Here is a 3,746-nt window from a genome sequence, read left to right as displayed (position 1 = left end):
GGCGGCACCCTCGTGGTCATCGAGGGCCCGCGCTTCTCCACCCGGGCCGAGTCCCGCTGGTTCACCGCCAACGGCTGGTCGGTGGTCGGCATGACGGGGCACCCCGAGGCGGTGCTGGCGCGTGAACTCGGGCTCTGCTACACCTCGGTGGCACTCGTGACCGACCACGACGCCGGCGTGGAGGCCGGCGAGGGCGTCACCCAGGCCGAGGTGCTCAAGGTCTTCGCGGGGAGCGTCGACCGGCTGCGCACGGTGCTGTTCAAGGCGATCGGGATGCTGCCCGCCGAGCGGGACTGCGTCTGCTCGCACGCCCTGGACGGCCTCACGACCGGCCTTCCCGGCGTTCCCGGCGACTGACCGCCCCGGACCGGTGATGCCGCCGCCGCGCGGTGCTTACGGATTCCGAACGGCGGCCCCGCCGGTGCCGCCGGCGGGCAGGTTCCGGTGGCAGGGTGGGCGCGTGCTCACCCGTACCTCCCTGACCTGCGCCCTCGCGGTCGCCGCCCTCGCGGTGGCCCTCGCACTGACCGTGACCGGTGGCGGCACGCTCGCCGACCGGTCGCCGCTCTACGAGTGGTACGCACTCGACGCCGCGCTCTTCGTACTCGCGCTGCTCCTGCTGCGGAAGGTGAGCCGCCGTCACGTGGTGCCGCTGGTGCTGACCGGGAGCGTCCTGGTCGCCGCGGCCGGGCTGCTGGCGCCGCCGCGTACCAGCGACGACGCCTACCGGTACGTGTGGGACGGGCGGGTCCAGGCGGCCGGCCTCTCCCCGTACGCGTACACCCCGGACGACCCGGCGCTGGTCCGGCTGCGCGATTCGGGCCTGTTCCCGGTGGGGGACGGCTGCGCGACCTGGGACGAGCGGCGGACGGCGGCCGGGGACTGCACCCGCATCAACCGGCCGGCCGTGCACACCGTCTACCCGCCGGTCGCGGAGGCCTGGTTCCTCGCCGGGCACCCCTTCGGCGGCGGGGTGCGCGGTGTGCAGGCCGCCGGTGCGCTGCTGGCGGTCGCCACCACCGGTGTGCTGCTGGCGGTCGGGCGGGGGAGCCGGCGGGCGGCGCTGTGGGGGTGGTGTCCGGGCGTGACGGTGTGGGCGGTCAACGACGCGCACGTGGACACCCTCGGCGCGCTCCTCATGGTGGCCGGGTTGGGCTTTGCGTCCCGCCGCCGGTCCGGTGCCGGGGGCGCCCTGCTCGGGGCGGCGGTCGCGACCAAGCTGCTGCCGGCGCTCGCCCTGCCCGGTGCGGTGTCCGGGCTGCTGGCCCGGCGGCCGACGAAGGGCGACCTGATGGTGCTCGCGGCGGCCCTCGGGACGTTCGTGCTGGCCTACCTGCCGTACGTCGCCGTCTCCGGTGCCGGCGTCCTGGGCTACCTGCCCGGGTACCTGCGGGAAGAGGGGTACGAGCAGGGGCACCTCGACCGGTTCGGGTTGCTGCGGGTGGTGGTGCCGGACCGGTGGGCCGCGTGGGCCGCCGCCCTGGCGCTGGGCACCGTGGTGCTGTGGGTCCTGCGGCGCGGTGATCCCCACCGTCCGTGGCGGGGCGCGCTCCTGGTGACGGGGACCGCCCTGCTGCTCGTCGCGCCGAGCTACCCCTGGTACGGACTGCTGGTGGTGGCCCTGGTGGCGCTCGACGGGAGGTGGGAGTGGCTGGCGGTCCCGGCGGCCGGACAGGCGCTCTACCTGGTGGGCGGGCCGTCGGCGCAGCGCACCGCCTACGCGGTCGCCCTGGCCTGCGTCCTGGTGGTGCCGGTGCTGCGCGGGCTCGTGAGCGCCGCGCCGGTCCGGACGGCGCGCGGCGCGGCGCCGGAGATGACGAAACCCTGACGGAACACCGCCGTCACTGGCCGGGGCCCGGGTCGACCTGGTCGAATCGGGGCCGTGGACAGAAAAGCGGAACACCCCAAGGGCACGCCCGTGGGCCGGCGGGTCGTGCTCGGGCTGCTCGGACTGGGCGCCGTGGGCGTCGCGGCCGGCCCGTACCTGCAGCGGGCCGAGTCGTCGTTGGCACAACGGGACCCGAGCGGCCTGAGCGGGCTGCTGCCGGGCAACAACGGCTTCCGGTACTACTCGGTGGTGACCTCCGTCCCCGAGCGGACCGCGGTCGACTACACCCTCACCGTGGACGGACTGGTGGAGCGCCCCGCCACCCACCGGCTGGCCGACCTGCAGGCGATGCCGCAGCGGCGGCTGGTCAAGGACGTCCAGTGCGTCACCGGGTGGCGGGTGCCGGACACCCCGTTCGAGGGGGTGCCGCTGGCCCACCTCCTCGACGCCGCCGGGGTCAAGCCGGGAGCCAAGGCCGTACGCTTCAGCTGCTTCGACGGCGAGTACACCGAGAGCCTCACCCTGGAGCAGGCCCGGCGGGACGACGTGCTGGTCGCACTGCGCATGCAGGACAACCCGATCGCGCACAACCACGGCGGGCCGGTGCGGCTGTACGTCGCGCCGATGTACTTCTACAAGTCCGCGAAGTGGCTCTCGGGCATCACCGTCACCGACGCCGTCCAGCCCGGGTACTGGGAGCAGAACGGATACGACGTCGACGCCTGGGTCGGCCGGTCGAACGGGCGGGACGATGCGCCGACGAGCTGAACTGATCCTCCGCTTCACCCGCGCCGAGCGCTGGGTGCACCGCACGACCGCCGCGCTGATGGGCGTCTGCCTGGCCACGGCCGCCTGCCTCTACCTCGCGCCGCTCGCCGAACTGGTCGGCAACCGGCCGCTGGTCGTCACCGTGCACGTGTGGTGCGGCCTGGCGCTGCCGGTACCGCTGCTGCTCGGACTGGCCTCCCGGGCGGTACGGGCGGACCTCACCCGGCTGAGCCGGTTCACCCCGGCGGACTGGCAGTGGCTGCGGGCCGTCCGCGCCCGGGCGGCGCACCGGCCGGCCGGGAAGTTCAACGCCGGACAGAAGCTCTACGCGCAGTGGACCCTCGGCTCGATGCTGGTGATCGTCGGCACCGGGCTGCTGATGTGGCTCACCCACCTCGCCCCGCCGTCCTGGCGGACCGGCGCGACCTTCGTGCACGACTGGCTGGCCGCCGCCATCGCCGTCGTGGTCGCCGGGCACATCCGGATGGCCTGGCGGGACCGGGAGGCGCGGCTCGGGATGCGGACCGGCCTGGTGGAGCGGCACTGGGCCGAGCGCGAGCACCCGCAGTGGCAGGCCACGGACGCCGAGCGGTAGGCGAGCGGCATCGTGCCGGAGCCCCTGGACCGCGGCGACCGTCGTCGGCCGCGTCCAGGGGCTCTCTCATCCCTTGCGCAGCGCGAGGAAGCGGCGGCTGTGCGAGGTCCAGCGCTCCGCCTCGACGAGGCCCGCGGTGTGGGCCCGTCGAAGGGTGGCGGCAGTGCCGAGACGGGCCCAGGGGAACGGCGGGCCGACTCGGCCGTCCGGGCCTTCCACCCGGACGACGGAGCGTTCGTCCCTCTCCTCCGGCTCCACCTCCACCAGCAACAGCCCGTTCGGCGCGATGAGTTCGGCGCCCCGGCGGAGCAGGGCGTCGGGGTCGCCGCCGATGCCGAGGTTGCCGTCGGCGAGCAGCGCGGCGCCCCAGCGGCCCTCGGCGGGCAGGCGGTCGAACACCGATCGGCAGAGCGCCGGACCGCCGAGGTGCCGGGTCCGTGCCACGGCGGCGCCGGTGATGTCGATGCCGAGCGCCGGGACGCCGAGGGCCAGCAGAGCGGCGACCAGGCGGCCGGGCCCGCAGCCCAGGTCCACCACCGGCGCGTTCAGCCGCAG

Annotated in this window: 3 protein-coding genes and 2 pseudogenes; 4 read left to right on the top strand and 1 reads right to left on the bottom strand. The window is 75.3% G+C overall.

The features are described 5' to 3' along the window. The 4 genes and pseudogenes from ACFQ87_RS45080 to ACFQ87_RS45065 form a co-directional block, all read left to right on the top strand. A pseudogene (locus ACFQ87_RS45080) lies at positions 1-357 on the top strand (5'-methylthioadenosine phosphorylase); the annotation flags it as partial. A 103-nt stretch (positions 358-460) separates the two neighbouring features. After that, positions 461-1,828: a hypothetical protein gene (locus tag ACFQ87_RS45075; RefSeq protein ID WP_380616855.1), complete on the top strand. Its 1,368-nt coding sequence runs from the start codon at positions 461-463 to the stop codon at positions 1,826-1,828. A 54-nt stretch (positions 1,829-1,882) separates the two neighbouring features. Beyond that, on the top strand, positions 1,883-2,596 hold the full coding sequence (locus ACFQ87_RS45070; protein ID WP_380616854.1) for a molybdopterin-dependent oxidoreductase: 714 nt from the start codon (positions 1,883-1,885) through the stop codon (positions 2,594-2,596). Then, positions 2,580-3,191, top strand: coding sequence for a cytochrome b/b6 domain-containing protein (locus ACFQ87_RS45065; RefSeq protein ID WP_380616853.1), 612 nt, complete (start codon positions 2,580-2,582; stop codon positions 3,189-3,191). Before ACFQ87_RS45070 ends, ACFQ87_RS45065 begins: the two co-directional genes overlap by 17 nt. A 66-nt stretch (positions 3,192-3,257) precedes the next feature. Here the strand turns inward: ACFQ87_RS45065 and ACFQ87_RS45060 are convergent. Next, positions 3,258-3,746: pseudogene (locus tag ACFQ87_RS45060) on the bottom strand (SAM-dependent methyltransferase); the annotation flags it as partial.

Origin of the sequence: Kitasatospora sp. NPDC056531 (assembly GCF_042794375.1) — a bacterium.
Lineage (GTDB): Bacteria > Actinomycetota > Actinomycetes > Streptomycetales > Streptomycetaceae > Kitasatospora.
This window is presented reverse-complemented; position numbering and strand designations above follow the sequence as displayed.

Bases quoted from the DNA above. Each gene is read 5' to 3' on its own strand.
- ACFQ87_RS45065 (WP_380616853.1), top strand. From the start codon at position 2,580: ATGCGCCGACGAGCTGAACTGATCCTCCGCTTCACCCGCGCCGAGCGC.